Annotated in this window: 24 protein-coding genes; 7 read left to right on the top strand and 17 right to left on the bottom strand. The window is 44.1% G+C overall.

Annotation, left to right across the window (positions count from 1 at the left end):
- Position 1 precedes the first annotated feature (1 nt).
- The gene (locus tag ACYTXU_RS08390; protein ID WP_462206220.1) at positions 2-1228 is read left to right on the top strand and encodes a patatin-like phospholipase family protein; all 1227 of its coding nucleotides are present in this window, start codon (positions 2-4) and stop codon (positions 1226-1228) included.
- 32 nt (positions 1229-1260) lie between these two features.
- The gene (locus tag ACYTXU_RS08395; protein ID WP_462206221.1) at positions 1261-2316 is read left to right on the top strand and encodes a Rossmann-fold NAD(P)-binding domain-containing protein; all 1056 of its coding nucleotides are present in this window, start codon (positions 1261-1263) and stop codon (positions 2314-2316) included.
- 4 nt (positions 2317-2320) lie between these two features.
- Here ACYTXU_RS08395 and tilS read toward each other — a convergent pair whose 3' ends face one another.
- Positions 2321-3592: a tRNA lysidine(34) synthetase TilS gene (tilS, locus tag ACYTXU_RS08400; RefSeq protein WP_462206222.1), complete on the bottom strand. Its 1272-nt coding sequence runs from the start codon at positions 3590-3592 to the stop codon at positions 2321-2323.
- Between the two features lie 9 nt (positions 3593-3601).
- On the bottom strand, positions 3602-4561 hold the full coding sequence (accA, locus tag ACYTXU_RS08405; RefSeq protein WP_462206223.1) for an acetyl-CoA carboxylase carboxyl transferase subunit alpha: 960 nt from the start codon (positions 4559-4561) through the stop codon (positions 3602-3604).
- 165 nt (positions 4562-4726) lie between these two features.
- On the opposite strand from accA, the gene ACYTXU_RS08410 reads away from it, so the two are divergent.
- Positions 4727-6202 carry a DNA-3-methyladenine glycosylase 2 family protein gene (locus ACYTXU_RS08410; protein WP_462206224.1) on the top strand — a complete coding sequence of 492 codons (1476 nt, stop codon included), beginning with the start codon at positions 4727-4729 and terminating at the stop codon, positions 6200-6202.
- Between the two features lie 20 nt (positions 6203-6222).
- The gene (locus tag ACYTXU_RS08415; protein WP_462206226.1) at positions 6223-6705 is read left to right on the top strand and encodes a methylated-DNA--[protein]-cysteine S-methyltransferase; all 483 of its coding nucleotides are present in this window, start codon (positions 6223-6225) and stop codon (positions 6703-6705) included.
- Positions 6706-7019: 314 nt separating this feature from the next.
- Here the strand turns inward: ACYTXU_RS08415 and ACYTXU_RS08420 are convergent, their stop codons facing one another.
- From ACYTXU_RS08420 to ACYTXU_RS08430, 3 genes are all read right to left on the bottom strand, one after another.
- Positions 7020-7625 (bottom strand): Vat family streptogramin A O-acetyltransferase, encoded by a 606-nt coding sequence (locus ACYTXU_RS08420; protein WP_462209393.1) that lies wholly within the window; start codon positions 7623-7625, stop codon positions 7020-7022.
- A gap of 252 nt (positions 7626-7877) precedes the next feature.
- Complete coding sequence (locus ACYTXU_RS08425) at positions 7878-8555, bottom strand: type 1 glutamine amidotransferase domain-containing protein (RefSeq protein ID WP_462206227.1); 678 nt, start codon at positions 8553-8555, stop codon at positions 7878-7880.
- Between the two features lie 139 nt (positions 8556-8694).
- Positions 8695-9075 carry a VOC family protein gene (locus ACYTXU_RS08430; protein WP_462206229.1) on the bottom strand — a complete coding sequence of 127 codons (381 nt, stop codon included), beginning with the start codon at positions 9073-9075 and terminating at the stop codon, positions 8695-8697.
- Between the two features lie 125 nt (positions 9076-9200).
- On the opposite strand from ACYTXU_RS08430, the gene ACYTXU_RS08435 reads away from it, so the two are divergent.
- Positions 9201-9884 (top strand): hypothetical protein, encoded by a 684-nt coding sequence (locus ACYTXU_RS08435; RefSeq protein ID WP_462206230.1) that lies wholly within the window; start codon positions 9201-9203, stop codon positions 9882-9884.
- Between the two features lie 17 nt (positions 9885-9901).
- On the opposite strand, the gene ACYTXU_RS08440 is transcribed toward ACYTXU_RS08435, so the two are convergent.
- From ACYTXU_RS08440 to ACYTXU_RS08455, 4 genes are all read right to left on the bottom strand, one after another.
- Positions 9902-11332: an amidohydrolase family protein gene (locus tag ACYTXU_RS08440; protein ID WP_462206231.1), complete on the bottom strand. Its 1431-nt coding sequence runs from the start codon at positions 11330-11332 to the stop codon at positions 9902-9904.
- 265 nt (positions 11333-11597) lie between these two features.
- Positions 11598-11984, bottom strand: coding sequence for an MAPEG family protein (locus ACYTXU_RS08445; RefSeq protein ID WP_462206232.1), 387 nt, complete (start codon positions 11982-11984; stop codon positions 11598-11600).
- Between the two features lie 118 nt (positions 11985-12102).
- A complete protein-coding gene (locus ACYTXU_RS08450; RefSeq protein ID WP_462206233.1) occupies positions 12103-12435 on the bottom strand; it encodes a hypothetical protein in 333 nt (110 codons plus the stop codon).
- 131 nt (positions 12436-12566) lie between these two features.
- Entirely contained in the window at positions 12567-13181 is a 615-nt protein-coding gene (locus ACYTXU_RS08455; protein ID WP_462206234.1) for a hypothetical protein, read from the bottom strand.
- 419 nt (positions 13182-13600) lie between these two features.
- Between ACYTXU_RS08455 and ACYTXU_RS08460 the strand changes: the two genes are divergently transcribed.
- Together ACYTXU_RS08460 and ACYTXU_RS08465 are read left to right on the top strand one after the other, a co-directional pair.
- On the top strand, positions 13601-14137 hold the full coding sequence (locus tag ACYTXU_RS08460) for a helix-turn-helix domain-containing protein (protein ID WP_462206235.1): 537 nt from the start codon (positions 13601-13603) through the stop codon (positions 14135-14137).
- A 56-nt stretch (positions 14138-14193) separates the two neighbouring features.
- Positions 14194-14580, top strand: a complete 387-nt coding sequence (locus tag ACYTXU_RS08465) for a hypothetical protein (RefSeq protein WP_462206236.1) — start codon at positions 14194-14196, stop codon at positions 14578-14580.
- 298 nt (positions 14581-14878) lie between these two features.
- Here the strand turns inward: ACYTXU_RS08465 and dnaE are convergent, their stop codons facing one another.
- The 8 genes from dnaE to bamA all read right to left on the bottom strand — a co-directional run bounded on the left by dnaE (position 14879) and on the right by bamA (position 25765).
- The gene (gene dnaE, locus ACYTXU_RS08470; RefSeq protein ID WP_462206237.1) at positions 14879-18364 is read right to left on the bottom strand and encodes a DNA polymerase III subunit alpha; all 3486 of its coding nucleotides are present in this window, start codon (positions 18362-18364) and stop codon (positions 14879-14881) included.
- Between the two features lie 145 nt (positions 18365-18509).
- Positions 18510-19085: a ribonuclease HII gene (gene rnhB / locus ACYTXU_RS08475; protein WP_462206238.1), complete on the bottom strand. Its 576-nt coding sequence runs from the start codon at positions 19083-19085 to the stop codon at positions 18510-18512.
- 44 nt (positions 19086-19129) lie between these two features.
- Positions 19130-20326 (bottom strand): lipid-A-disaccharide synthase, encoded by a 1197-nt coding sequence (gene lpxB / locus ACYTXU_RS08480; RefSeq protein ID WP_462206240.1) that lies wholly within the window; start codon positions 20324-20326, stop codon positions 19130-19132.
- An 86-nt stretch (positions 20327-20412) separates the two neighbouring features.
- Complete coding sequence (gene lpxA, locus ACYTXU_RS08485) at positions 20413-21171, bottom strand: acyl-ACP--UDP-N-acetylglucosamine O-acyltransferase (protein WP_462206241.1); 759 nt, start codon at positions 21169-21171, stop codon at positions 20413-20415.
- The gene (gene fabZ / locus ACYTXU_RS08490) at positions 21168-21638 is read right to left on the bottom strand and encodes a 3-hydroxyacyl-ACP dehydratase FabZ (protein ID WP_462209395.1); all 471 of its coding nucleotides are present in this window, start codon (positions 21636-21638) and stop codon (positions 21168-21170) included. Before fabZ ends, lpxA begins: the two co-directional genes overlap by 4 nt.
- Positions 21628-22677, bottom strand: coding sequence for a UDP-3-O-(3-hydroxymyristoyl)glucosamine N-acyltransferase (lpxD, locus tag ACYTXU_RS08495; RefSeq protein ID WP_462206242.1), 1050 nt, complete (start codon positions 22675-22677; stop codon positions 21628-21630). The genes fabZ and lpxD overlap by 11 nt, the downstream gene beginning before the upstream one ends.
- 84 nt (positions 22678-22761) lie before the next feature.
- Positions 22762-23262, bottom strand: coding sequence for an OmpH/Skp family outer membrane protein (locus ACYTXU_RS08500; protein ID WP_462206243.1), 501 nt, complete (start codon positions 23260-23262; stop codon positions 22762-22764).
- 31 nt (positions 23263-23293) lie between these two features.
- Complete coding sequence (gene bamA, locus ACYTXU_RS08505; RefSeq protein ID WP_462206244.1) at positions 23294-25765, bottom strand: outer membrane protein assembly factor BamA; 2472 nt, start codon at positions 25763-25765, stop codon at positions 23294-23296.
- Positions 25766-25769: the final 4 nt, after the last annotated feature.

Here is a 25769-nt window from a genome sequence, read left to right on the forward strand (position 1 = left end):
AATGACTGAACGCCCTTCAATTCCTGGACTGATTCTTAGTGGTGGTGGTGCGCGTGCTGCTTATCAGGTGGGCGTGTTAAAAGCAGTTTCAGAAATATTGGAGCATCCTGAAAAATCGCCCTTTAGAATCGTCTCCGGCACATCAGCCGGTGCTATTAATTCCTGCGCGGTCGCTGAACACAGCCACCGTTTTGATGAAGGTATTAAGCGACTGGAACATCTCTGGGCCAACCTGACTCCGGATCAGATTTACCATACCAAATTACGTCAGTTATCAGGCAATGCTTTCCGCTGGATTTGGAATATTTTGCGTCCCGCCAGCCAACTCAAAAAACCATTGGCGCTGCTTGATAACACACCACTACGTAAACTGCTCACCAAAGCCATTCGCTTCGATGATATTCGCGACAACATTAACAATGGTTTCCTCGATGCAACCTGTATCACAGCCTATAACTACAATACCGGCGATTCAGTCAGCTTCTTTCAGGGCATACCCGACTTGGTCGAGTGGCAACGCTTTCGTCGTTTTGGTAAAGCGGAAGATTTAACCTTGTCGCATCTAATGGGATCGACCGCCATTCCCATGATTTTCCCATCTGAGCCTATCAATGATGTTCATTTTGGAGATGGCTCAATGCGTTTCCTAACACCGCTTAGCCCTACTCTGCGTTTAGGCGCGAATAAATTATTTGTGGTGACGGTAGAACCATTGCGGGGCGAAGTGGATCATGAAATCAAAATTCCGTCGATTGGTGATATCAGCGGCCACTTACTGGATAGTATTTTCATTGACAGTTTAGAAAGCGATATCGAACGCATGATGCGGGTTAATGAATTACTGGCTCATATTCCTGAGCGCGATATTGTGCGCGAACAGCTGACCCTCAAACAGGTGGATACCTTTATTATTTCACCGAGCACTGATCCGATGGAGCTTGCCGGCCAGTATTTTAAGAATCTACCGCGCGGACTACGCTTCTTCTTTAAACGAATTGGCGTTGATGAAGAAAATGGTGAGAGTATTTTGAGCTACCTGCTTTTCGACAAGTCTTTTACCAACCACTTAATCGAGCTTGGCTATCAAGACGCTATGAAACAGGAACATAATATTTTAGACTTCTTTAACTATCAGCAGACCCAGCAGGAAGAAGAGCCTGAGCAGGAAGATGAATCTGAGCAGAAAGAGTCATCTCAACAAGAAGAACTGACTCAGCAGGACCAGTAGTTTCTAATCAGTAATTTCTAAGAGCAACCGCTATGAATAGCTTTGATGATTTGTTTGCGCATTACCCGCCGGATGTTGCACCTTTCATGCACCAGATGCTGGCCGACTATCAAGCCACTCAACCTTATAAAGGATTCACGATTGTTCATAATGTTCCACTAACCCAAACCACCCTGCTCAAAATCGCCTGCCTCAAAGCCGCTGGCGCCGATCTCGCTGTCACCAATCCAAGCTTTATGAATGAAGACAGAGATGCGATACAAGTTTTAGCCAATGAACAGGTATCGTATGTACCACTGGAATCTGTTAAAGGTGAATTCGATTTTCTGCTCGACTGCGGTGCTGAGTTGGTGGATAACTGCTACGCACACAAAGGTATTGTGGAACTCACTCGCACAGGTGCTATGCGTTACCAACAACATAAAGAATTTCATGTACCCATTGTCTCAGTGGATGATACTCGATTGAAATGTCTGGAAACCTGCCTCGGCACTGGCGAAGGGGTTTATCGTGCCATTACAGAAATTGCCAATGTGGATTTAACCAATAAAAACATTCTGATTTTTGGTTTTGGTAAAGTCGGTATTGGTATCGCTTACTACTTCTCTAAAATTACACCCAACATAATTATTGCCGAAGCAGATAGTTCACGTTTACAACTTATCAAGCAGCGTGGCTATCAAAGTATTGATGCCAAACAGGTGCAGTTAGTTGAACATGCCGCTGAAGGCAGTGACCTGATTATCACCGCCACAGGATTGAAAGATATCATCAGTGATAACTATCACTCAGGTGCGTTTAAAGATAAGTTGCTGGCCAATGCGGGAGCCGAAGACGAGTTTGGTTTTGGGTTTGATGCAAGTGAAGTTCTGGCCGATAAAAAACCGGTGAACTTTATTCTCAAAGAACCAACCTTGATAGAATTCCTCGATCCGATTTTCTACGCTCACAATATCGCCATTGATGATGCACTGAATAATACACAGACGGGCTTTAGAGCTTTAGACAAAAAAACCGATGAGGCAATTGTTAACCTATGGGCTAAACATCATGGTTGGACAGTGGAACAGTTAAATGCAATTTTTTGATTTTCTAAGCCGGTAAATGCACTGCACAAATCTCGTTTTCAAACTCCAACAATAAAGCCTGATCACGCAACCAGGGAGGAACACCCTGCTCCTGAAAATAATTCTTCAATGAGACACTTTGCCCACCCTTTTCAAATCGGATGCGCTCACCACCTTGCCGTCCTCTAACCATTAACTCCTTACCCACCAAGTGTGGATAGTTTTGTTGTAGCCAGTCGAGAGCAATCAAAACCTTTCCCTCATGAATTAGATCAGCTTTTGCCGACCAACTTAGTTCAAGACCAGAATAATCCTTACCAGTTTCAGTGACCCAATAAAGCCCATCACGAAAACGCCTGATTGAACCGCTTCCCATTTCAATCACAGGACAGGCATCTGCTTTTGCCTCCAGCATTTGCATCTGAATTTGCTCTAGAACCGCCTGACTTGGCATATCTGCACCACAGGCTTCTAACCAGTAGCGCAACAGGTTTCTAACGCGCTGCGGGCTTAACTGCCTCACTCCTGCTAACATTAATGAGTTACGTTGCACTTCATAACAGTTCTCGAAATCAATGGCTGCCAGTTCATCCAACAACTGCTGATTCTCAGCCTGAATCTGGCTGGCGTTAGCAATGACTTTGGAAGCCTTCGGCCACTTTTTTTCAATAAGCGGCATAACCTCGTGACGCACAAAATTACGCCGAATATCCGTGTCCTGGTTGGTCGGGTCTTCAATGGCTTTTAAACAATGAGAATGGCAATAAGCTTCCAGATCCTCTCTGGTCACTGCCAATAACGGACGCGCCAAAAAGCCCTTTGCAAATGGAGTAAATTTTGGCATAGACGCCAGACCTTTGCTGCCTGCACCACGAAACAGCTGCAACAGGAAGGTCTCAGCCTGATCATTTAAATGCTGACCGGTAACCAAACAGGTCTGAGGGTTCTGAATCAATTGTGATAATGCCTGATAGCGCGCTTTACGGGCAGCGCTTTCAAGACTGGCAGCATCTTTATCGACTTCAACCTGAGCGGACTGAAAAGGAATGGTTAAGGACTCACAAAAAAGTTGGTTTCGTATTGCCCAGTCACTAGATGCCGTTTGCAGTTGATGATCAATATACACAGCGGACAATGAATAAGTGGAATTGGATGTTCTAGCCGAATGCAGCGCATGCAACAAGCTCAGCGAATCAACTCCACCACTTAATGCAACAACAATAGTTTTAATGGACTTAGAAGTGCAAAGAGCCAGAAACTCATCAATGGCTTGAGAAACTGGCTCTGACTTTGTCATAAGGAAAGATTATTCTTCGCTGACAGTACCGAACGACATCAGCTTGTTGTAACGTTTGGCGAGAAGTTGCTCGACGCTCAATTTTTCAAGCTCGTCCATATCTTTCACTAAACGCTCTTTTAAGCTTTTGCCCATCGCCAGATAGTCACGATGCGCACCGCCTAATGGTTCAGCAACGATGTTGTCGATCAGACCCAGGCTTTTGATACGCTCAGCGGTAATCCCCATCGCTTGCGCCGCTTCTTCGGCTTTTTCAGCACTCTTCCAAAGAATCGATGCACAACCTTCTGGCGAAATCACCGAGTAAGTGGAATATTGAAGCATGTTAACGCGATCACCGACACCAATCGCCAATGCGCCGCCAGAACCACCTTCACCAATCACGGTCGCGATAATCGGCACTTCAAGGCGCGACATCACTTTCAGGTTACGGGCAATCGCTTCACTCTGACCGCGCTCTTCCGCACCAACACCGGGGAAAGCCCCTGGCGTATCAATGAAAGTAAACACTGGCAGTGAGAAACGCTCTGCGAGTTTCATGATGCGTTTGGCTTTACGATAACCTTCTGGACGCGACATACCAAAGTTATGCTTAATCTTTTCTTTGGTATCACGGCCTTTCTGATGGCCAATGACCACTACAGGCTTATCATTTAATCGCGCAAGACCGCCGACAATAGACGCATCATCAGCATAGGCTCGGTCGCCTGCCAACTCATCAAAGTCAGTGAAAATATGCTCGATATAATCGCGAGTATAAGGACGCTGCGGGTGACGCGCTAGTTGCGCAACCTGCCACGGCGAAAGGTCAGAAAAGATTTGCTTAGTGAGGTCTTTCGACTTCTTTTTTAAACGCTCAATCTCTTCGCTAATATTGATTTCAGTATCTTCGCCCATCATGCGCAATTCGTCGATTTGCGCTTCTAATTCTGCGATAGGACGTTCAAAGTCTAGAAAATTCAAACTCATGCCTTATAAAACGGTTAGTTAGTGGCGTATAAGGGGCAATATTCTACCCTTATTTGCTTTGATAATGAATGGTAACTTGACTGGTCTAAACTGTCAGCCTTTATCGGCTTAAAACATTAATAATTCGGCATTTTTACCATCTGCTGTAATTGTACAGCATTGTCGGTGCCAATAGCGATTCAGTTCCGAAAATGGCTATTCAGTTCACCATATCCTGCTAAGATATGGCTAAATCAATCTGGCAAACGACGTTTCATGCTCAACTCAGCGACTTTAAAAACCTATCAGCAAGCACGCCTGGCGCGTGATCCGCGCTTTGACGGCACTTTTTTTGTCGCTGTGAAAACCACTGGTATCTATTGTCGGCCGATCTGTCCTGCGCCAGCACCCAAAGAACAGAATATCACTTATTACCCCAGTTCCGTGCAGGCGCAAGAAGCAGGCTTTCGCCCCTGTTTGCGTTGCCGCCCGGAAACCGCCCCGCTCTCCGCAGCCTGGATCGGCAATCAGGCTGTGCTTAAAAAAGCAGTGGCACGCATACAGGCTGGCGCTTTAAACCAAACCTCATTACATGATTTCAGCGAATCCATGGGTATTAGCGATCGCTATCTACGCAAGCTGTTTCAACAGTATCTTGGCGTCTCACCGATAACCTATGCCAACCATTTACGCCTGATGTTCGCCAAACAACTATTGCATCAAACCCAACTGCCTATTACTGATATAGCATTCATCGCAGGTTTTAACAGCGTGCGACGCTTTAATGATAGCTTTAAAGCCACCATGAAGCTTAGCCCCAGTAATTTACGGAAAAAATTGAACAATCAACAAGCTTCACATGAATCGCAAGCGATAAAGTTGAAGCTGCATTACCGGCCGCCCTATAACTGGCCAATGATGCAAGACTTTTTACAGCAGCGAGAACTGTCGGCAATCGAAAAGGTAACTGACCACAGTTACAGCCGCACTTTTAGTCTGGACGGTGCTAATGGCTATTTTACGGCAGAGTTTGATTCATCCAGTTCATCATTCAAGGTCACCATTGAACTGAGTGACATGAGCAAACTATTGGAAGTCACTCACCATATTCGTCGCGTGCTGGATTTGAACAGTGATCTGGAACTGATCGAAAAGACTCTGGGACAAGATAGCAATCTACAGCCTCTGCTGAAGTCAGGATTGCGACTACCCGCCACCTGGAATACCTTCGAAGCAGGAGTTAAAGCCATTCTGGGGCAGCAAGTTTCGGTTAAAGCTGCTTACACCCACACCGCCAGCGTGATAGAGCAGCTAGGCAGTAATTACAACGAACAGTACAAACTATTCCCAACGGCACAGCAAATAGTCAATGCCGATTTAAGCTTCCTCAAAATGCCCAACAGCCGCAAACAGACACTACACAACTTTGCCCAATGGTATCTCGACACAAACGGTGAAGACTTGTCATCCATACTGGATATCAAAGGCATTGGTCCCTGGACTTATGAATACATCAAGTTGCGTAGTGGCTTTGATAGCGATGCATTTCCAGAAAAAGATCTCGTCGTTATAAAAGCCATGGAAAAACACAATCTAACCAACAGCGGACAATGGCAACCCTGGCGCAGCTACGCAACGCTGCAACTTTGGCATAGCCTATAAAAAGTAAGAGAAGCATTTTTATGAATACAAAAATCTATTACCAAAAAACACAATGCCCCTTCGGCACAGTGCATATTTATGCCGATGAGAAACACCTCAAAGCGGTGTTATTTAAACCCTGGGATAAAGTGCCAGCACAAAATTTGCTAACCAAAAGTAACGGCGTTATCGAACAAACCCAGCACCAACTAGACGAATACTTCAAAGGCCAAAGAACCCAATTCGATCTACCCATCAAAGGTGATGGAACAGACTTCCAGCAAACCGTCTGGCAAACCCTTTGCAAAATTCCCTATGGCAAAACCTGGAACTACGGCCAACTCGCCCAGGCTATCGGCAACAAAAACGCCAGCCGCGCCGTCGGCGCCGCCAACGGCAAAAACCCCATCTCCATCATAGTCCCCTGCCACCGAGTTATCGGCGCCAGCGGCACCCTTACCGGTTACGCAGGAGGGTTAGCAATAAAAGAGTGGCTTCTGAAACATGAAGGGGTAATGAAATAACTGTCGGATGACGCTTCGCTTATCCGACCTACGTTTTCTAGCTTAAATTATTTGTCATTTGACCCACAGGGCAGGTTTTTGCTCCTGCAAAACCTGCATTCCTGACTTCCTGTCAGTCAGATGTGGGAGTTCCCTGTCCACACTACGAGCCAGAGTCTGCTCTTCGTAGGCTGGCGATGAGCAACGCGAATCCCAGCATTCTCCTCATTTCACACTAGTGACCAAAGGAAATCCCTATAGGGAACGTATTTCATAATCTGCTCTTATAGGTTGGGTTAGAGGCCTTGCCTCGTAACCCAACAAATCAATTACATTTACGAGTTACCAGCTTTACTCAAAGCTTCAATATCACTGTTAACAATCGCTCCAAGATTCTCGGTGATTTTCTCTGCGCTCCAATCCCACCAGGCAATCGCTAACAACTTCTCGATGGTCGTCTCATCGAATCGATGCTTAAGCACTTTTGCAGGATTACCACCAACCACGCTGTAAGCTGGTACATCAGCCGTTACAACAGACTTGCTGGCAACAATGGCACCATGACCAATAGAAACGCCAGGCATGATCGTAGACTCATATCCGAGCCAAACATCATGACCAATGACGGTATCACCTTTGTATGGCAAATCACCTTCACCCGGTAACACTTTCTCCCAACCGTTACCAAAAATATAAAATGGATAGGTCGAAAAACCAGACACCTTATGATTTGCACCATTCATAATAAATTTTACGTCTTTAGCAATGGCACAAAATTTACCAATCTTTAACTTATCGCCAATAAAGGGAAAGTGATAAAGCACATTGGCTTCGAAGTTATCAGGCCCATCAGGGTCATCGTAATAAGTATAGTCACCCACCTCAATATTCGGCGATGTTATAAAGTTCTTAAGAAAACCAACCTGAGGAAAGCCCTTCATGGGCTCTTTGTCATTAGGGTTCGGACCGTTCAAAGGCACCTCCGTAAAATGATTATTAGCTTGTCATTCTACACTTGAATTAAAGGGGGCATGAAATTACGAAAAGGATTTTTCGGTGGGCCAAGGCCCACCCTACTCTTGCATTTCCAAATCCACCGCAATCCTCACCGCCACGTCATTGCCGGGCTTGACCCGACAATCCAGTGACTTTAGACCAGGTGGATACTTAGAGTAAAGAAGAAAAGCGAAGTATCAACTAAGAGCTTTGATCAACTCATCCGCTACAGCAGCAGAAGATGCAGGGTTTTGACCAGTGATTAACTGCCCATCAACAATGGCTAACGAATTCCAGTCATCAACTTTTTCATAAATACCGCCTTTTTCAACCAGCTGGTCTTCCAATAGGTAAGGAACAACTTTCGAAAGGCCTACAGCGGATTCTTCTGAGTTACTGAAGCCAGTGACTTTTTTACCTTTAACGAGCGACTCGCCATTAGCATCTTTTACATTCAGTAATACAGCAGGCGCATGGCATACAGCAGCTACGGGTTTACCTGCCTTAATAAAGTCTTCAATGAGTTTTATTGAGTGTTCATCTTTGTGCAGATCCCACAACGGCCCATGGCCTCCCGGATAAAAAACTGCATCATAGTCGCTGGCATTCACATCAGACAGACGAACCGTATTGGCTAATTGATTGCGCGCCTCCTGATCTTTTTCAAAACGCTCAGTATCTTCAGTCTGAGCATCTGGTTGATGGCTTTTCGGATCAAGTGGCGGCTGACCACCACGAGGCGAAGCAAGCGTGATATCCACACCCGCATCTTTAAGTCGATAATAAGGACTGGCAAACTCCTCAAGCCAGAAACCTGTTTTTTCACCCGTATCACCCAATTGATCATGCGAGGTTAATACAAAAAGTACTTTCATTCGATCGCTCCTTAGGGTTTATATTCAAAGACACAAAAGATTATACAGAGCGAAATGTGAAAAACTAATGAGTATTCCAAATATTCAATATTCAAATACTTAATAATGATTCTGTAGATAGAGTGAGGACAATTATAGGTCAATCTACTACATTGACTCCCGGCGGATAATAACTAACTTCAAATCTGATCCCATCAGGGTCTTTCATAAACAGTGCAGTTACTCCGCCTAAATCCTGAATCTCTGGCGCCTCAAATCCTGCTTGGCGCATTGAAGTTTGTATTGATTCAACATGCTCTTTCGAAGGAGCGGAGAAGCCCAAATGATTCATCCCAGCGCCATACCTTTCATAGTCGGACGTGTCAGGCTTCGCCTGCAAAAATTGAAAAAAAAAGCCTTCGCCATCGGTCCATACATGATTCCGTTTTTTGGTAAAACCTACCAGTGGAAGTAAATGGTCATAATAAGGCATACTTCGTTCCAGAGATGACACAAGGATAGTAATATGATCAAGCTTCATGAGATTCCTATGAATTATTCTGTATTGGCGATGTTTATAGATATTATATCTATGGGCATTTGCCCATGAATACAAGCTTGAACTTTTTATCCGTTCAGCCCTATGATTAATCATTGTATGTACTAATGGAGATTCTTATTCGCCCTTTTCATATCGCCTGGATAGTCTGTTTAGTGCCCATCATTGCTGCGCATGCAGCTTATTTTATTGGTCTGTGGCAAGGCGTGGCGAATGAGTGCGTACCCTATTTCGAGGGGTGCACCTCAATCAGTCGCGCGGCGCGCAATGGCGATGCTATCTTTTTGTTTCGCGGTCTAATGATGCCAACAGCAGCATTTCTGATTATCTTCTGGTATTTGCAGTGTGTCTGGCTGAAAGAGCTAACCGATAAATATCACAACACGATTTTCGTGCTAGGAACCATTGGCGCTGTGTTTTTAGTTCTATACGCAGACTTTCTTGGTACCGAAGGTGACTTTTATGAGTTTATGCGACGTTATGGAATCACCCTCTATTTCGCCATGACCATTCTGGCGCAGATGTTAAGCATTCGCAGTCTGCAGAAAATAAAACGAACGTTAGACAGTAAGATTAAACGATACCTTTCAATACAATTTCTGTTGATTACCGTTTATTGGGTATTAGGCATCGCAAACGTCGTTATTAAAGCCACTGGCGTAAGCTGGGCCGATCAGTCTGAGAACATAATCGAATGGCACTTCGCCTTATATATGTCCTTCTATTTTGGGCTTACAGCCATGATGTGGAAGCGCAGTGGCTTTCAATTTCAGTTCAGGATTAACAGATAAGCTTCTAATCACCTCAATCAACGCTCTCTTATTTTGCTCCACATAAACTCATCTTTACCCATATTTTCTGTGTTTTTCTGTGCTAGATTTTCAAGCATGATATCAATCTGATTTTTATCAACCCAACGCCCATTAAAGAACACTCCTGATATCTTTCTTGTGTTATTAATATCTAACAAAGGATTTTCCTCAAGCAGAACAAGGTCGGCAAGCTTACCAACTTCAACAGTCCCAATTTTATCGTCAATTTCTAGCCATGTGGCTGCCAATCTTGTTGCAGCTGCCAAGGTTTCTTCGGTGGTTAAGCCAGCATCTACTAACAAGGTCAGCTCGTCATGCAATGAATAACCCCAAACTATGCCTGAAGTGCCTGCATCCGTTCCTGCTACCATGGGTACTCCAAGATCTTTAAAGGCTTTTACCAACTTGATATGAAAGTCTACCAGCTCGTCATAGTAAGCAATTCTTTTGGGATTGGTTCCCTGATTATATTGATTAGCAGTAATCCATTTGTCTTGCATTAATGGGTGTACGTATTTAAAACTTGGAAGATCTCTTACAGCATCCAATGAGCGTCCCTGAGCAGCAATCCTTACCAAGTTCGATAGATTAGGAGTAACCCAGGAGCCATTCTCTTTTGCCAATTTTGCAAGTTTATAAGCTTCTTCTTCAGTAAACTCATTGGCTCGCTTTGAGAACTCTTCTGCGTGAGCCACTAAGCTAAAGTGAGGGACGAAGGCATCTTCTGTGTTACCTTCAAAGGCACTGGGTATATGCCCCACCACCTTCATTCCTTGTTTGTTAGCCTCGTCCACAATAGCTTTGTAGGTTTCAATGTTAAGCCTTGAGTAAACCTTGATAAATTCGTAGCCATCACCTTTTGCGATTCGAACAGCCTGTTGCCCCTCGGAAGGAGTTGTTGCTACCTTACTCGCATTGCTTCCATCAATTAGTGCTGCCAACGCAATTCTAGGGCCAATCACATCACCTTTGATAATTTCATTTCGCTGCCCGAAATGCTCAACTCTACCGCTAAGTTCAAATGCTGTCGTAACACCATTTGCAACGTATAACAGCATAATGTCCTGGTTATCGAAGAAGATTGATGCACCTTTGGTTGGGTAGTTATTTCCTGGACTGCCCTCTACAAGATTGTGAACGTGCATGTCTATCAGGCCAGGGATCAGCCACTTGCCTTCACCATCAATAATCATGGCGTCATTTGGTATTTTTCCACCAATTGCAGAGATTTTGTTATCGACAATAACAACTGTAGTATTTTCAATGACCTTATTTTCTGCTGTCATTGGAATAACATTAACGTTTGTTAGAGCAATCGTTTTATTCTCTTCATTTTCCTGTGCCAGCGCAGAGTGCTGTGTGATTCCGCAACCTGAAAGCAAAAACAATGCCACGCATAAACTCGCTATAAATCGTAAGTTTTTCACTGAAAATTCCTTATTATGCTTTTTAATATTCGTTGTTATTTCAATCTACGCACATAAATACGTCATAGATACAACCGTGGGATTTCAAAATGTAAGATTTAATTTTTGCTAAACAGACATAAGGCAGAAACGAAGTGGTTTTGAGTTTCAATTTAGAATTAATAATTAAGACTCAGATTGTAGCCTCGATTAGCATAGCCGTAATCGAGGTATGTTCTAAAAACCTCGAAGTCACAATTGCTCCTTCGAAGCTACACCTACTAAATTAAATAAAGATTATTACCCACATCGACAATACCGCCAGGAAGTTAATGGTAAAAACCAAGCCTCTTAAACGAATATTATTCGCTAATATTTGTACTCCGCTATGAACCAACCGACCAGCAACAAATATCCACGCTAACCACAATTGAACAGAATCTGTATTCCCCATAACAATCAACAGCACGCAGGTAATGTGAAAAAATAAAGGCCATTCGAACTGATTCGAAAGATTAGCACTTATTCTTGGCTCCATTGCCGCCCATGTTTCTTTTTTACTTTTTACGACACCCCATACTGCCGGTGCTCGAACAATGGTCAGCAAAACATAAAGAAAAGCCACCCAAGCGATATGGGTAGCCATAGGAAAGAGAAGTAAGTGATTAGTCATATTCGGGGTTGCCTTATATTTATGCTACTTGATGGGCCATTAACGTTTACGTCGCGGACAAAGACAAGAGTTCACGATCTTCCTCCCACAACTTATGTCGAGGAATTAGTAAGTCTAGTTATGCATCAACACACTTAACGATACTACGAATTTCTGGAGAATCAGTGCTTATAACAGCTCCACCTCCGTAGGAAGTAGATTGATAACTGCCATACTTTGACTCTATCTCCTCAGCATCACCTTCACAAAGCTGATTAGCTTTCTCAAGAACAGCTGACAGAAGGTCATCGCGACTGTGAGGCAAAGAACCCATTACATGAATATAATATTCATCCGTACTTCTTTCTTCTACGGTTTTGTATTGAATAACAGCTCCCTTGTACCACTGCATACCTGTACATCCACTAATAAAAATAGCGGTCACTGAGATCAATAAATAAAGTCTTTTCATAGAAGTGGTCCTAGTCTGTTGGCTCGATTAGCCTAGGTCCTCTAGGGCATTCCCGTTGGTCATAATCGAGTAATATTAAAAAACCTCGAAGTCGTAACTAATCCTTAGAGGTTACACTTACAGATTGTTTCTTAAACATATGCATCCATTAAATGACAAATGAATGAAAAAAGTAATATCAATGTAGCACCCAAGGCAAAAGCAACGGCTCCAAAAAAGTAGTAATGCCAAATTACCATAAAGCGATTTGCGCGTAACATCTCAGCTTTGCCATATTCTTCTGGAAACTCACCAAGACGCTCTGCTTCTGTTAATTCCTTTACCTGATTATTAATTTGCGTTGCTCTTAACCAAGAAGAATAAAGTTCAAAAGCTATGTAAATGACCAAAGAAACAAGGATTAGCAACCCTGTACTTAGCGCCTGCCATGCAGCCAAGTATTCTCTTGTAAAATTCCACAGCGCAAATAATCCTGCGTAACCACCTAAAATAATGATGTTTGAATACTGCTTGGCATGTTCGTAACTATTTGTAATTACTTCCTTTTGTTTGTGTATGAAGTCCCTGAACTCGGTGTCGTCTTTTACGTCTGATTTATTATCTTCTGCTTCGAGGCGTTCATATACGGAGGACAGCTCATCAAGTAGCTTATCAATATCATCCAATGATGCAGCGACGTCACCATTGGTTCGGGCTTTTCTTACTTCATCCCTTATATTATTTATTGGATTTCGCCAATCCCACATAGATTAATCCTTCTGCTTAGCTTTGTTGGTTCTTAAAACTCTAATTCTTAGACGCTTTTATTACAAGCGCTGGTTTTACGGTCACCACGGGTAGGGCCTTCTCCTTGGAGACTTCCTTCGGTCATATTTCAGGAATTAAAGGACTAAGGCTACCGGATATGGGTACATTCCAGATAATAGCATTCTAAATTTTAAATCTTTTGAAGAGCAGATCCTGAATCGAGTTCAGGATGACAACACTCAAGCATGAACTATAGGGCCCTAACCCATTGATTATTAATAGCCTGTCGCTTTGATGTCGCCACAATGTCGCTAATCCTTCGCGGATATGTCGTGTTATACTTGGCCTCGAATTTACATAATTCAGGCTCACCGCTGTATCAACCAGCGTTACTACATAAACACTGAACGGATTAATTATGATTGTTAGAAAATTAAGATTGAAAAGAGGTTGGTCACAAGAGCAATTAGCAGAGTTAACGGGTGTCAGCACTCGTACCATTCAGCGCATTGAGCGTGGCCAGACCAAGCCCAGTCTTGAAACTCAAAAATCATTAGCCGCTGTGTTTGAAGTTGATATAGCAACATTTGAACCGTCCATATCTATGGACAGCACAGGAGAGCCTGATATGAACACCACCAACACCACTGAAACGACTCAAGAAGCTGAGCAAGGCGCGAAACCGAAGCCAGCTGTTGAAACTGTTAGCAATGAAGAGACAGACGCCATGGAGTACGTTAAAGGAATTAAGGAGTTTTACTCGCACTTACTCATCTACATCATCTTTAGCGTTATCTTTATCTTTGCGGGCAAAATGCCTGACATGCTGATCGCTTGGGGTGCCTGGACACTCGGACTTGTCTTTCATGGATTACAGGCCTTTGAAGTCATTAATATTTTCAAGATAAACTGGGAAAAGAAGATGGTGGAAAAGCGTTTAAAGAAAAAGTTGTAATCCGCAATAACATTGAGCAGACTCATAAGTCTGCTCAATTCTATAGGTAGTTCCCGATGGATTGGATTTATAGCTTCATTATTCTAGTCACAGCCCTATTTCTGATTGGGTTCGCTTTCATAGCTGTTATCAAACCTGCTCCTGCAAAGCACTTCTTACGACAGTTTGCTTCATCCGCCCAAGCTCATTACAGCGAGCAATTAATTCGAATCGTCTTTGGTTTATCCTTGATTCTTTATGCACCGCAGATGCAATTTATGCATTTTCACTTGGCACTTGGCTGGCTGATCGTTATAACCAGTTTAGGGTTATTAGGTGTTCCCTGGAGATGGCATAAAAAGTTTGCTGGCAAAGTTATTCCCTGGGTAATTCGGTTGCTTCCTGTTTATGCGGTGGGATGTTTGCTGTTGGGAGGAGTTTTGGTTTATGGGGTTTTGGGGTGATCAAATACATCTCAAAAAGGACAAAGAGCAGATTCTGAATCTAGTTCAGAATGACAAGTCTGGAAGGGAGGAAGTTATTATATCAAGATGGCATTGCCAAATTACGCGAAGGCTATTGTGTTAAAAGTTGTAGGCTGGTGATGTACCCCTAGGGCAGGATCAACGAAGTGAATCCCAGCAAATTAATCTGAAACATCTTTGGAAAGCAACGACTCAGGATCTTTGAAGAGTAGGTATTTTGGTGGGCCAAGGCCCACCCTACGAAGAAATGCACTTTGTATAAGTACGTTAATTTAACCTAATACTCCACTCTCGCATCAACACAGCCTGGGATGTGTTTCAGGCTAAACACTAATGCATCAACCGGTTGTACACACCAGTCTTCGCTCATGACGAAATCGCCAGCGATTTGTTTTTGTTGGTACTGGAAGTTGATAATCACTGGGCAGGCGCCGTCGCGGTTTTGGCTGATTTTTTCTTCGAGTTCAACCATGGTGTCTGGCCCAATGATGGAGTCGGATATAGTGATGATGATTTTTTTACAGTATTGTTCACGCGCCTGTTCGAACGACATAACGCTGTTGGCGCTGACACTGGTGCCGCCGGAATAGTCATCATGGCGCGCTTCGCCATCAACCACGATGACGTTGTCGCGACTTAGTAGATGGCGGTACGTTTCGAAGGTTTCTGCGTAAACGGTGACGTCACATCGTCCGGATTTATCATCCAGTGTGAGAATCGCCATTTTATCGCCGCGCTTGGTATTCATGACGCGCATGCCAACAATCAAGCCCACCACTCTTGCCGAGTTGCCGCGCCCTGTCGGTTGCAGATCACGCAGACGCGTAATGCTCATCTGTTTGATTTCGGGAATGTAACGATCGATTGGATGGCCCGTCAGGTACAATCCTAGTGTTTCTTTTTCGCCTTGCAGAACCTGCTCGTCGGTCCACGGCTTAACACGGATGTATTGATGCTGTTCGGTGGCGGTGGTCGCAACCACACTACCGAATAAATCATCCTGCCCCGCGGCCTGGCTTTTATTGAACTGTTCAGCAGCTTTTACTGCTTCATCCAGCGAGGCCATCAGCGTTGCCCGGTTCGGCCCAATCAGATCCATGGCGCCCGCGCGAATCAAGGCTTCTAAGGTACGACGATTGGCTTTCTTTAAATCCACACGGCTACAGAAGTCGAACAAATCTTTATAAGGACCATTGGCCTCACGTTCATTGACGATGCTTTCAATCGCTCCTTCACCCACACCTTTAATGGCGCCGATGCCATAGACAATGCGCCCTTCTTCATCGACCGAGAATCGATACTGCCCTTTATTAACATCAGGCGGTGTGATGGTCAGATTGTTATTTGTGGCGTCTTCAACGTAGGTCACGACCTTATCGGTGTTATCCATATCCGAGGACATAACCGCGGCCATAAAGGCTGCCGGATGATGGGTTTTCAGCCACGCGGTTTGATAGGCAACCAATGCATAAGCAGCCGAGTGTGATTTGTTGAAACCATAACCGGCGAACTTTTCCACCAGGTCAAAAATCTTCATGGCGAGATCGCCATCAACATTATTTTTAATCGCGCCTTCTTTAAAGATGCTACGCTGTTTTTCCATCTCTTCGGGCTTTTTCTTACCCATGGCTCGACGCAAAATATCCGCGCCGCCCAACGTGTAGCCAGCCAACACCTGCGCGATCTGCATCACCTGCTCCTGATAGAGAATGATGCCGTAGGTTGGCTCAAGAATTTCTTTTAATGATTCATGTTGATAGTTCGCATCAGGATAAGAAACAATCTCGCGGCCATGCTTACGATTAATAAAGTTATCAACCATGCCCGACTGTAATGGCCCGGGACGGAACAACGCTACCAACGCGATAATGTCTTCAAAGCGATTCGGCCTTAAGCGCTTGATCAAATCTTTCATACCGCGTGATTCGAGCTGGAATACGGCAGTGGTATCGGCACGTTGCAACAAGTCGAAAACTTCTTGGTCTTCTGTGTCGATGGTGGTGATATCAATTGGTTCTTCGCCTTTCTTGGCAATAATGCCGTTGGCTGTTTCAATTGCCCAGTCGATAATGGTCAGAGTTCGTAGACCCAAGAAGTCAAACTTGACCAGACCGGCACTCTCTACATCGTCTTTATCAAATTGAGTAACGATGTTGTGACCAGTTTCATCACAATACAACGGCGCGAACTCTTCCAGATCATTCGGTGCGATAACCACACCACCAGCGTGCTTACCGGCGTTTCGAGTGACACCTTCAAGCTTACGCGCCAAGTCCCACAACTCACGAACGTCTTCGTCTTCTTCGTATAAGCGAGGGAGTTCAGGCTCTTGCTCAAAAGCTTTTTCCAGCGTCATGCCCACTTCAAAGGGGATCAGTTTGGCCAGCTTATCCACGAAACCATACGGATGACTGAACACACGGCCCACATCGCGAATTACCGCCTTGGCGGCCATGGTTCCGAAAGTAATGATCTGCGACACACTGTTGCGGCCGTAGCGCTCGGCCACGTAATCAATCACCCGATCACGTCCTTCCATACAGAAATCGACGTCAAAGTCAGGCATCGAAACACGTTCAGGGTTAAGGAATCGCTCGAAAAGCAGGTCGTATTCCAATGGGTCAAGATCGGTAATTTTCATCGCGTATGCGACCAAAGAACCGGCACCGGAACCACGACCGGGCCCCACTGGCACGCCATTATTTTTGGACCATTGAATAAAGTCGGCAACGATTAAGAAGTAGCCGGGAAACCCCATGTCGTTGATAACGTCCAGCTCGATCTGCAAGCGTTCATCATAAGCTTGGCGAATCTCGGCGAAATCCTCTGCGTTACGGTCAAACAATTGATCAAGCCGCTCTTCGAGACCGTCTTTTGAGACTTTCTCGAAGTATTGAGCAATGGTCATGCCTTCTGGGATTGGGAATTCCGGTAAGAAGTACTCGCCAAGGCGCATATCCAGATTACAGCGCTTCGCAATTTCTACGCTGTTTTCCAGCGCTTCAGGAATATCCTCGAACAGCTCGACCATCTCTTGTTCGCTACGCAAATACTGCTGTTCGCTGTATTCGCGCGGACGACGCGGATCGGCTAATACACGCCCCTGATTAATGCAAACCCGAGCTTCATGCGCATCGAAATCTTCTTTATGGATAAAACGTACATCATTGGTGGCCACCACCGGCGTGCTTGCACCCTGCGCCAAGCCAATGACCTGATGGATGTATTCATTCTCTTGTGGACGTCCGGTGCGCTGTAATTCGAGGTAATAACGATCTTTAAAATGATGATTCCAGAAACCAAGATTTGAGGCGGCCTGATCCATATTGCCAGCAAGCAAGGCTTTACCCACATCGCCCTGGCGACCACCAGATAGAATGATCAAGCCTTCTGAAAATTCTGGTAGCCACTCTTTTTTAACTAATGGCAAACCGCGATGCTGGTTCTTGAGATAAGCACGAGAAATGACGTACTTGAGATTGAGGTAACCGGTATTGTTCATGCACAGAGCTGTGACACGAAAATGTTCGTCCTCATCATTAGGGTTCTGAATTAATAAGTCAGCGCCTGCTATCGGCTTAATGCCTGCTGACACTGACTGAGAGTAGAACTTAACCAAGCCACACATGTTCATCTGGTCGGTCATGGCGATTGCCGGAATCTTGTGTTCCTTGCAAGTCGCGATCAGTGGCTTGATCCGCACAACACTATCCACCATAGAGTATTCGGTATGCATTTTGAGGTGAATAAAACGTGGTGTCATAGTGTTCTGTCTGTTAGCTCTTGTTGTTTTAACTTGTTAGATGTCTTGATGATCTGACTTATTATAAAAGCCAGCCAAATTGTTTCCAGTGTTTTAATGGCTTTGATAGTTTTAATTATAATTTCAATAACTTAGCTGTGGTTTTCTAGAAGTCGAGCATTCGCTGTACAGGAGCATATGAGCGGCGATGAATCGGCGTGATTCCCAACTTTACAATAGCCTCTCGATGCTGCTGAGTCGGGTAACCTTTATGCTTGGCAAAACCATAGCCCGGATAAGACTGCTCCATTTCAACCATTTCATTGTCACGTGCCACTTTCGCCAAAATTGATGCCGCGCTGATAGCAGGTTCTTTGCTATCGCCTTTGATGATAGCCTCCATACGACAATCCAGTTCAGGACAGTGATTACCATCGATCAGAGCCAACTCGGGCAAATGGCTTAATGTCTCAACCGCACGTTTCATAGCCAATAGACTGGCCTGCAAAATATTAATTCGATCAATTTCTTCGACTTCAGCCCGCGCTATCGACCAGGCCAGGGCTTTCTCTTTAATCTCAAGGGACAATGCCTCGCGTCGCTTTTCAGTCAGTTTTTTAGAGTCCGCAAGACCTGTAATAGGATTTGCTGGATCGAGAATCACTGCAGCTGCAACGACCGGGCCCGCTAATGGGCCACGCCCCACTTCATCCACACCTGCGATTAAAATTGTTTGCTCCATAGCCTACTCTTTTTATAATCCGACTTATATTTCCAAGATAACTTTTAGCGTGTATTAGCCAACCACCATTGTGTAATCGAGTTGGCGGCATACACGTCAGCGTCTTTGCGTAGCTTACTATGCCATTCATCAAAAACGGTTTTTGTTTCTTGCCAACGTTGACCATCATCTTCAAGCCAGGCGCGAACCTCGGCAAATATATTATCTGGCGTACATTCGTCCTGAATAAGCTCAGGTATTAAAGGCTTTTTCGCCAACAGATTGGGAATAGCGAAGGTATCAATAATCAGCAATCGTTTGAATATCTGATAACTGAACCCTCCGACTTTATAGGCAACCACGGTTGGGCGCTTAATCAGCATGGCTTCTAAGGTCGCGGTACCGGATGCCATCACCAATAAGTCGCTGGCTGCCATGCAGTCTCTGGATTGACCGTCGAGCAGTTGTATATCTGGTGCATCGGTTGTTTCTTGTAATAGAGCTTGAAACTGCTGGCGTCGAGCCTGATTGGCCATCGGTGCTATAAACTGTGTATCGGGGTAAAAATCCTGAATCAACTTGACGGTTTCGATAAAGTCCTGCCCCAGAAACTTCATTTCAGAACCACGGCTGCCGGGCATGATACAGATAACACGCTTAGCACCAACATCAGACAATCCTAAGCGCTGTCTGGCCTCTAGCTTATCCATCTCCATCGGGATCTGATCGGCCAGCGGATGGCCGACACAGAAGTTATCAATCGCATGGCGTTGATAGATATCCTGTTCAAACGGAAACAGACACAGCATGAGATCGGTGGCTTTACGAATTTTAAAAATACGCTTTGGCCGCCAGGCCCACACTGAGGGGCTGACGTAATGAATGGTTTTGATGCCTTCTGCCTTGAGTTTTTTCTCCAGGCCGATATTAAACTCGGGCGCATCGATGCCGATAAACATATCGGGTGGCGACTCAATCCAGCGCTTAGCTAGCTCGCGACGCATTTTTAACAGTTCCGGAAGACGCTTTAAGATAGGTACGATGCCCATGACTGCCAAGGATTCCATAGGATAATGGCTCTTGCAGCCTTCGGCCTGCATTAAATCCCCCGCAATACCTTCAAATTCGGCATTGGGAAAGTGTTTTTTAAGTTCTTTAATTAAACCGGCACCTAAAATATCGCCGGAAGACTCTCCGGCGATGATGGCAATCTTGGTCACTGATTCTGCTACGGTATTATCAGCAAAAGGCGATGTCTGCATCGCTATACCCCTTTATTCTTTTGTACTTAAGATTGATATAAGCAGATCGGGCGTTTGCGACAGTCTGTCTATTAGCGATGAATCGCTTAGCGCAAAATACCTCGGTTCGCATTCTGCAAAAATTCTACCATTTGTTGCACATGGGGATCGGAACTTTCCGACATTTCAGCAATAGCTTCTTCGGTTTTCAAGGATTTACGGTAAATGGTGCGGTAGGCTCGCTTTAACTCGCTGATACTCTCAGCAGAGAATCCGCGACGCTTCAAACCTTCTGAGTTCAGGCCATAGGGCGCATTTTCAGCCACAAGCACAAACGGCGGGATATCTTTGCTGATGGCGCAATCCATACCAATAAAGGCATGGTCACCAATTTTGCAGAACTGATGGATTTTAGCAAAACCAGACAAAATAACGTGGTCACCCACATGGACATGCCCTGCGAGCGTCGCATTATTGGACATGATGATATTGTCACCAAGCACACAATCATGCGCGATGTGGGTATAAGCCATGAACCAGCCATTATTGCCTATGCGGGTTTCTGAACCATCCTGTACCGTACCTCGGTGTACCGTACAACACTCTCGGAACACGTTACCGTCACCAATGATGGTTCGTGTCGGTTCGCCCGCATACTTTTTATCCTGATTTTCTTCACCAATTGAAGAAAACTGAAAAAAACGATTGTTTTTGCCAATGGTGGTATAGCTTCCAATAACCACATGCGGACCAACTACAGTCCCTGAATCAATGGAAACGTCTTCACCAACAATTGAATATGGGCCAATTTCTACGTCGTCAGCAATCTTTGCTGATGGGTCAATAATGGCGGTTGGATGGATCACGCAATATCCTTCTTTGCACACATGAGTTCAGCGGAGCAGACTACTTTGCCGTCAACGGTGGCAACTGCAGAAAACTTCCACATGTCGCGCTTACGTTTCAAGACAGTAACTTCCATTACCACTTGATCGCCTGGTTCAACAGGTTTCTTAAAACGCGCATCGTCTATCCCCACAAAATAGAACAGAGAGTCATCACTTGGCAATGACTCAGTGGTCTTGAATGCTAGAATGCCGCTTGCCTGCGCCATTGCTTCAAGCATCAAAACCCCTGGGAAAACTGGGCGGTGTGGGAAGTGACCCGGAAAGAATGGCTCATTTACCGAGACATTCTTGATCGCCTTTAAATACTCCCCAGCTTTATAGTCAACCACACGGTCAACCAGTAAAAACGGATAACGATGGGGTAGATGCTTCATCACCTCATAGATATCCATAGAATTCATCTCTGTTACGTTATTATCGCTCATCATTGTCGTCTCTTGAGTCTTTTAGCTGCCCTAGTTCTTTTTCCAGCTGTTTTAGTTTACGCCACATTTCATCCAATTGTCTGAAACGTACTGCACTTTTATGCCATTCCTTGTTGGTCTGGAATGTCGTACCTGAAGAATAGGCCCCAGGCTCGGTAATTGATTTATTAACAAAAGTTGTTGCCGTGATATGTGCTTTGTCACATACCTCAAGGTGGCCAATTATACTCACTCTTCCAGCGATTGTGCAGTGCTTTCCGACAGTTGTGCTACCCGCAATCGCTGTACAGCCCGCAATGGCAGTGTAATCACCAATCACAACATTGTGTGCAATGTGAATATGGTTATCGAGTTTAACGCCCGTTCCAATGATGGTGTTCTCTAGCGCCCCGCGGTCTATCGCAGTATGTGCACCGATTTCTACCGAGTCACCAATAACGACGCTGCCCACCTGTGGAATTTTGACCCACTTCCCCTGGTCATTAGCATAGCCAAAGCCATCAGAGCCAATCACAACGTTAGCGTGAATAATACAGTCTTGACCAATTTGAACTGAATGATAAATAACCGTATTCGGGTATATAAGTGTATTAGCGCCGATGTTAGCGTTCTCGCCAATCACCACACCAGCGCCAATGATGGCATTATCACCAATCACGGCCCCGCTTTTTATGACAGCATTATCATCAACCGTCACATTTCCGCCCAAAGTTGCTGACTCAGAAATAACTGAGCTTGAAGCTATGCCTTGAACGGGACGAGGCGTGGTATCGAATATCTGAGCAGCCTTGGCATAACCTAAATAAGGATCTTTCATAACCAAGAGGTTGCCATTCATATGCTCAGCAATAGCAACATCCACAATCAAAGCTGATGCTTCACTATTTTCAACATGGTCTAGATATTTTTTATCGCTGATGAAGCTGAGCTCGCCTTTTTGCGCCTTATTTAACGGCGAAACCGCAGTTATCACTAACTGCGGTTCACCTTTAAGCTCAGCGCCAATAAGCTCAGCAATTTCTTGAAGTGTTTTTTGCAAACCTTTGACTACCTAACAGTACCTTTTAAAAGATAATACTACTCACTTACCAACAGGTTGCAATAATTTTAATAACTTATCAGCTTATTTTGATAACTCAGCAAGAACCTGCTCAGTTACATCGGGGATGGAAGTATCGATGTAAGGAGCCGCCTGACGATCAAGTAGTATGTTGTAACCACCTTTTTTCGCTACTGAATTTACAGCATTACGAATCTGATCACCTAACTTTTGCTGCTCTTCACGACTACGCTTTTCCACGTCTTCTTTGAATGCTGCTTCTTTTAATTGATAGTCAGACATTTTCTTCTGAATTTCACGCTTCTTTTCTGTCGCTTGAGACTCAGACATAGTTGCTACATTGTTAATGTAGTTAGTGCGAGCAGTTTCAATTTCTTCGCCCAAACGCTTTAATTCATCTTCACGACCAGTAAACTCTTTTTTCAGTTTTTGATTAATCGCGTCTTTTTGTGGAACTTTCGCCATAACTTCGGCAAAGTTGATAATGCCAATTTTCGTCTCAGCACTTGCCATCAGTGGCATACTGGCTGCTACAAATAAAAATACTGCTAATAATTTTTTCAAAATATTTCTCCGATACTTGCGTATTAACTAATTAAAATGTTCGACCAATTGAGAAAGAGAAAGTTTCCGAATCATCATAAGGTTCGCTTTTCAATGGTCTAGATAAACTGAATTGTAATGGCGCCATAGGTGAGAGCCACTGCAATGAAATCCCGTATGACGCTCTGTAATCCTTATAATCGCTGTAGTCAGGGATATAAGGCAAAATACTATTTGGCTCGACATTTAACCCTTCAAAGCGGCTCGCGTCAAATTTTGTATCCCAAACATTTCCTGCATCAACAAAAAAGCTCGTTCTCACATTAGCCGTATCTTCCACGAACGGGGTTGGGAAAATCAACTCAAGAGAGCTCAAGAAGCGCGCATTACCACCTACAGAATAGCGACCAATATATAAACGGTCATATTCACTCGGCAAAATAATGGTTGTGCTGCCAGCTCCTGGAATCGGGCTTGGTACTGACTGAGTCGTACGAATTCTTTGAATATCTCTTGGCCCGATGGTATTAGTTTCAAAGCCTCTTAATGAAGAGCTACCACCTCCATAAAAGTTTTGGAAGTAAGGTAAGTCTTCTGTATCACCGTAACCGTCACCATAAGCCAGACCACCGCGAATAGAGAAAATCCAGCCATCGTTAGTAATCGGGAAGTAATAATCAAAGTCGTATGTTGCTTTATAGAACTCAAGATCACCAATTGCGGTGCCTATGTCCAACCCATAACTATGGCGAGTTCCTTTTGAAGGGAATACAGCGCGGTTCAATGAGTTAATGCTGTACCCTAACTTCACTGAGAAAATATCAAAATTAACTTCTGAATCAACGGTTGCGTCATAACCTAACAGATCGAAAAAGTCGATAACTCTTTGTGAGTTTGTAATAGGAGACGTCAGTTCATTTTGTGATGCGTTAAAACCGATGTTAAAAGTTGAATATTCATTAACAGGAATATAGGCCGTTGTACCTAAGCCAAGGGTATCCAAACTCTGGGCGATTAAGTTTAACTTGCCGTAGTCTGTTTCACTGTAAATAAGGTTAGATGACAGTCCAATACCATCCTGAGTGAAATAATTATCTGTATAATTCAGGCTGATACTCTTAATTGCTTTGTTAGTATTTAAAGCTAAACCAACCGAGTTACCAGAGCCCATAAAGTTACTATGGGATAACTCTCCATTAATGGACATGCCATAAAAATCATTGTAACTAAAGCCACCGCTAACTTGTGCTGCGCTACGCTCTTTAACTCTAAAATTCACATCTGCACGATCAGTTGTACCTTCTTTCTTAACCGTATCGACCTCGACACTTTCTATATAAGGGAGTCTTTGCAAGCGAATTTTAGATCGCTCAACCAATGCAGATGACAACGAACCACCTTCTTGAACACGCACTTCACGTCTCAAAACCTCTTCATCGGTACTCACGTTACCTTCAAAGTTGATACGATCTACATAATGTCTTTCGCCAGGCTCAACCAAAACGATTAATTTAGCTTCGGGCGTGTCTGGCGATACTTCAGGAATGGTCCGCACTTGTGCAAACGCATAACCGTACATACCCAATAACTGCTTAATTTGCTCTTCAGCAAAAGTCATTGCGGCAGCAGAATAGGTATCCCCTTCTTTTAAAGGAATAAAGTTTCTAATAGTTTCTACATCCAAGGTGAAGTCACCAAGAATATCAATTCCTGAAACTGTATAAACCTCACCCTCTTCTATCACAATCGTGATGTAAATATCTTCTTCATTATTAGCTAACGATATCTCGGTTGAGTTAATTTTGAACTCAAGATAACCACGGTCTTTATAATAAGAGGTTAAGGTTTCAAGATCTTTTTCAAGAGTAACGCTATTATATTTATTGTCATCGGTAATAAAGGTGAATAAACCACCAGTAGTCAATTCAAATTGAGATAAGAGCTTCTCATCTGAAAATAAATCATTACCAACAATATTGAATTCTTTAATCTTGGCTGAGCCACCTTCATTGATGGTGATATGCAGCTGAACCCGGTTTCTTGATAACTCAGCAAGCTTTTTATCTACGCTGATATGGTAGTGGCCATTGGAGTAGTATTGATTGGCAATTTCTTGCTCGATCTTTTCAAGAATGAAGTTATTAAGAACTTCACCTTTGGAGATCCCAGCGCCTTTCATACCTTCCATTAACTGTTCTGTTTTAAGAACCTTGTTACCCTTTAAAATAATGTCAGTGATAACTGGGCGCTCCACCACAATAACCTTGAGCGTGTTGCCTTCTTTCTCCAGCTTCACAAAATCAAAATTGCCGGTTTGGTGAATGGCACGAATAATGCCAGGAGCACGGGCATCGTCTAATGTCTCACCGACACGGATAGGTAGTTCAGTAAAGAATGTTCCCAGTTCAACTCGTTGCAAACCTTCTACTTGGATGTCTTCTACAACAAAGGGCTCGATTGCGGCTGCTTTGGAAAAAAGTGCAGAAAATACTAAAGCCGTAACTGTTTTTGTTATCAAACGCATTGAT

The organism is Kangiella sp. M94 (assembly GCF_054926195.1).

Bases quoted from the DNA above. Each gene is read 5' to 3' on its own strand.
- rnhB (WP_462206238.1), bottom strand. From the start codon at position 19,085: ATGGAGCAAACAATTTTAATCGCAGGTGTGGATGAAGTGGGGCGTGGC.
- dnaE (WP_462206237.1), bottom strand. From the start codon at position 18,364: ATGACACCACGTTTTATTCACCTCAAAATGCATACCGAATACTCTATG.
- ACYTXU_RS08420 (WP_462209393.1), bottom strand. From the start codon at position 7,625: ATGAAGGGCTTTCCTCAGGTTGGTTTTCTTAAGAACTTTATAACATCG.
- lpxB (WP_462206240.1), bottom strand. From the start codon at position 20,326: ATGCAGACATCGCCTTTTGCTGATAATACCGTAGCAGAATCAGTGACC.
- bamA (WP_462206244.1), bottom strand. From the start codon at position 25,765: ATGCGTTTGATAACAAAAACAGTTACGGCTTTAGTATTTTCTGCACTT.
- ACYTXU_RS08395 (WP_462206221.1), top strand. From the start codon at position 1,261: ATGAATAGCTTTGATGATTTGTTTGCGCATTACCCGCCGGATGTTGCA.
- accA (WP_462206223.1), bottom strand. From the start codon at position 4,561: ATGAGTTTGAATTTTCTAGACTTTGAACGTCCTATCGCAGAATTAGAA.
- ACYTXU_RS08460 (WP_462206235.1), top strand. From the start codon at position 13,601: ATGATTGTTAGAAAATTAAGATTGAAAAGAGGTTGGTCACAAGAGCAA.
- ACYTXU_RS08455 (WP_462206234.1), bottom strand. From the start codon at position 13,181: ATGTGGGATTGGCGAAATCCAATAAATAATATAAGGGATGAAGTAAGA.
- ACYTXU_RS08435 (WP_462206230.1), top strand. From the start codon at position 9,201: ATGGAGATTCTTATTCGCCCTTTTCATATCGCCTGGATAGTCTGTTTA.
- ACYTXU_RS08415 (WP_462206226.1), top strand. From the start codon at position 6,223: ATGAATACAAAAATCTATTACCAAAAAACACAATGCCCCTTCGGCACA.
- tilS (WP_462206222.1), bottom strand. From the start codon at position 3,592: ATGACAAAGTCAGAGCCAGTTTCTCAAGCCATTGATGAGTTTCTGGCT.
- ACYTXU_RS08465 (WP_462206236.1), top strand. From the start codon at position 14,194: ATGGATTGGATTTATAGCTTCATTATTCTAGTCACAGCCCTATTTCTG.
- fabZ (WP_462209395.1), bottom strand. From the start codon at position 21,638: ATGAGCGATAATAACGTAACAGAGATGAATTCTATGGATATCTATGAG.
- ACYTXU_RS08430 (WP_462206229.1), bottom strand. From the start codon at position 9,075: ATGAAGCTTGATCATATTACTATCCTTGTGTCATCTCTGGAACGAAGT.
- ACYTXU_RS08445 (WP_462206232.1), bottom strand. From the start codon at position 11,984: ATGACTAATCACTTACTTCTCTTTCCTATGGCTACCCATATCGCTTGG.
- ACYTXU_RS08425 (WP_462206227.1), bottom strand. From the start codon at position 8,555: ATGAAAGTACTTTTTGTATTAACCTCGCATGATCAATTGGGTGATACG.
- ACYTXU_RS08450 (WP_462206233.1), bottom strand. From the start codon at position 12,435: ATGAAAAGACTTTATTTATTGATCTCAGTGACCGCTATTTTTATTAGT.
- ACYTXU_RS08390 (WP_462206220.1), top strand. From the start codon at position 2: ATGACTGAACGCCCTTCAATTCCTGGACTGATTCTTAGTGGTGGTGGT.